The sequence below is a fragment of the Microbacterium sp. BF1 genome, assembly GCF_019279095.1.
Classification (GTDB): Bacteria; Actinomycetota; Actinomycetes; order Actinomycetales; family Microbacteriaceae; genus Microbacterium; species Microbacterium maritypicum.
On sequence record NZ_JAGYWT010000234.1, the window covers coordinates 1 to 3,828 of the forward strand.

The 3,828-nt window shown below is 61.1% G+C and carries 2 protein-coding genes; both read right to left on the reverse strand.

Annotated elements, in window-relative coordinates; genetic code table 11:
• Positions 1 to 163: 163 nt before the first annotated feature.
• Positions 164 to 2,170 (reverse strand): DUF262 domain-containing protein, encoded by a 2,007-nt coding sequence (locus KZA10_RS09425; RefSeq protein WP_256934654.1) that lies wholly within the window; start codon positions 2,168 to 2,170, stop codon positions 164 to 166.
• A gap of 208 nt (positions 2,171 to 2,378) precedes the next feature.
• The coding region (locus KZA10_RS09430) for an AAA domain-containing protein (RefSeq protein WP_256934655.1) at positions 2,379 to 3,828 on the reverse strand (1,450 nt) is incomplete at its 5' end.

The following is a 3,828-nucleotide window of genomic DNA, read 5'->3' on the forward strand; positions in this document are numbered from 1 at the left end:
AATTCGCCGCGCAAGCATCTCCAGCCGCCGAGCTTCCGGCCAGGGGGAAGGATCCAGGGCGACGCCTTCGTCATCGCGTAATATCCGGGTCCTTGGCATAGATGATTGCTGTTGTCGGGCGCGATGCGGCTGACGCCCCGGAACAGGTGTCGAACGTATCCTGTTACAACGAGTCGTAGTACTCCCGGATATACCGTGCCATCAGTGTGCGTCGGTCGGACAGGAACGAGGCGTAGGACGTTGCTGTCGTCGAGCTGAGGCCCGCCGGAACCGCGTTCATCGCGAAGTTCGCGTCGAGGTCTTTCTGAGAGATGATCTCACCCAACCGAAGCTCCCCGGATGTCACCTGAGTGTCGACGATGCCCATGTACTCCGAAGGGGCGCGGTCCTTGATCGCAATGTTGATCGGGGTCTCGGTCAGAGCGTAGTTCGCGATCTGGTTGTAGTCACCGCGGTCGTTGACGCCGCTCTTGATCAGATAGTTCTTCGGTACGACGTGATGAATGTCGCCGACCTCTTCGATCATGCTCGCGATCGTGACATTCTTAGAGAGGAAGCCCTTTGCGCCACTGTGTGCCTGAGCCGCCAGGAAGGTGAGGAAGTACGGGCTGCGCACGCTCGACGATTTCATGTCCATCGGCAGCGCTAATTCCCAGAAGTTCGACGCGAGCTGTGACGCCTCGATATCTTCCAGCGCGCGACGCGCGCCGAGCTCGTCGATCCGCTTGATATCCGCTTCGAACGCCGTCTCGAAGCTCCCTGTGTACCGGCCGGTGAGGATCGACATCACGAACCACTTTCGCACCACGTACTTGATGTCCGCCTCGTTCAGTGCTCCTTCCGAACGCAGCTTAAGGTACAGCGCGTAGGCGAAGTTCAGCGCGTTCTTGGAGCTGATCAGGCGAGGTGCGATGAATCCCGCAGACCGAATTGTGAGGGTGAACTGCTGGAAGTTGCGCTGGTTGACGATCTCCAGCAGAACGCGCTCGAGTCGCTCGAATGACTCGATGGCAAGCTGCTCATCGAACGACCGCGTCTCGAAGTCACGGCCGGAGAGCACGCTCACCAGCGCCGCAACCTTGCCGCGGCCAAACTCCTTGATGCCGGCGACGCGGATCACGTCGGTGTAGCTCGGATCGTAAAGGTCGGATGAGTCGCTCTTGAGCCAGCCGATAGCTTTCAGATAAGGGGAAGCTGCGAAGTCAGCGTCGTTCGTCGCGATGTCGTCGTACACGTGTGGTGCAACCGAGAGATGGCAGAAATAGTCGATGAGCTTTCGGAGATTGGCACCGAACTGACCGTGGCTGGCGATCTTGCTCATTGCGAAGTCGGCGCTACTGAGGGGGACTCCTTTGGAGTTGATTCGGATGAAGATCTCCGTGACCGTTTCGATGTCGAGATCCTCGGCCAGCGTAATGATGCCGACCTGAGCCTGCTTGATGGACGTGAGGCGCTCAAGCGACCGCTGCGCGACTTCGCCATCCACTCCGGGGTTCGCGTCGAGGTAGGCCTTGGTCGCCGAGAAGTTCGGAGCGTTCACGAACTCCGCGACGTCGGAGATCCATGCCGGGTCTCGATCGATGACGGGGGTTAGCGTCGCGAACTTCTCAGTCGATGGGTTGAACGCGATCTTGACGCGCTTGTTGCGATACGACTTGTCAACGACCTGCTGTCCTACAAGGGCAGCTGTCATGGCGGTGATGCGCTGCTGTCCGTCGATCAGGATCTGTCTAAACGCCGACTTCGAGCCGTCTTTCAGGCCGACATCGGCGCTCTGCCACGTGATGAGATACCCGATGGGGAAGCCGTTATAGAGGGAGTCGAGGAGGTCTCGAACCTTGGTTGAGTCCCAGACGAACGGCCGCTGCATCTCGGGGATCGCGACCTGACCGGACTTCACCCATGACAGCAGGGTGTCGACGGGCTGTTGGTGAACGGAATACTTGGCCATGTTGTGGTTAGTCCTTGCAGGTGGTTGCGGGGCCTGTTGGTAAGTCGCGCCGGGTGCGTGGAGCCGATCGCGGGGCCGGTCTCCGCGATGTACGCGTAGTGATGCAGGTAATGGAGGCCCTTTGTTCGCCAGTTCCCTGATATCCGTAGAGCGCCTCGCCGGCGTCGCTGGAGGCCGCCAGGATCTCCACAAGACCTCCCGCCTCAGCGGCGCACTCAACGACTTTGCGCGAGTAAGAGCCTCCTTCGCGCAGCGCCCTGTATTGTGCGTCGGCGGCAGGCTGCGGCTGTTCCGGTGTCATGTCTTGATCGTGGCAGACACCAGCGATAGTGCGGGTGAGCGCCACGTATCTTCACGTTCTCGCCGCACTGTGGGCATGATGAAAATGAGGACGGGATGCGTAGGCACCGCCACCAGAGGTTGCTCGCTACGCAAGACGAACGACGCCACCGTCCTCCACGAACCGACCTGTCGCGATCGATCTGTCGATCGTCGCGCTCACGCGCGCCGCAAGGTCGTTCGGCGTCCGCATCCATCCGAAGGCGCGAGAGGTCGCAAGCACTAGATCCGCCCGTGTGGCACCGGCCATCGACCCAATTAGTCGTTCTATGGCCGCACTGAATTCAGATTCGTGCACCTGCGACGTGCTTCGTCCACCTGCTGTCCGCACCGGTCGGGATTGAGCTCCGGCCACCAGCACAAAATCGCCATCGACCGGAAGCTCCGAGAGCTCGATCGCGGCCTCCAGCGTGCGCAGCGCCCGTTTGTTGACCCGATCGATGTGAGACTCCGCGCGAAGCCGCGTCTTCAAGGTGTCGATATGCACGGGCGCTTCAGCCTCGGCGACTGTTCGAACGAAATCGACGAGATGCGGAGCGTTGTATGACTCGGTCCAGTCGAGAGCACGAAGTCGGAGGCCAGAAGCCTCCGCATAGTCCATCACCCACTCGGGCCGAGTGCCGGCGACGAGATCGGGCGTCTCCTCGACCAGCACGACGGCGGGAGCGCTGACGTGCCTGCCACCCAACCGGCCGGCTGGGGCTTCGGCCTCCAGCTGCTGCAGCAGATCTCGCAGTTTCGCTTCTTCTGTGGATCGGTTGCGATACCAATCAGTTCCCCAGATGTGGTGGATCCGCCATCCAAGGCCGACCAGGATGTCATGACGGAGTCGGTCCCGATCCCGCGCCGATTGGGCGGAGTGATACATCGCGCCGTCGCACTCGACACCGAGCATGAACACTCCAGGCGCAGAGGGATGCTTGACTCCGATGTCGATGCGGAACCCAGACACACCCACCTGTGGCTGCACGTCGTAGCCCCATGACCGGATCGAGCTGATCACAGCGTCTTCGAACGGAGAGTCCGTTCCTAGTCCCTCGGGGCCGAGTTCGATCGAGAGCGCCGCGGGACCACGCTCGGCGTAGTCGAGATAACGGCGGAGGTGTCTGCCGCCCGCGCTCGGGATGTCGCCGATGTCTCCTGCGCTCATGGATGACACCACCTCCGTAAGCTCCTTCGCCCGCGTGATCGCGACGTTCAATCGCCGCTCTCCGCCCTTCTTGTTGATCGGCCCGAAGTTCTTGTACACGGTGCCCGAGTCATCAGGCCCGTATCCGATCGACATGATCATCACATCGCGTTCGTCGCCCTGAACTTCTTCCAGGCTCTTCACGAAGATGCCGTCGAGGCGGCTCTCGGCGAAGCTGTTCTCGAGATCGGGACGCTCGCCTCGGAGCACTTGAAGCGCGTTCGAGATCGCGTCTCTTTGAGCTGCCGACATGGCGACGACGCCCACACTCTTGCCGGGTCGACTATCAAGGTGGTGAATCACTCGCTCGGCGACGTAGCGAGCTTCCAATGGGTTGTCCTGTCCCTGC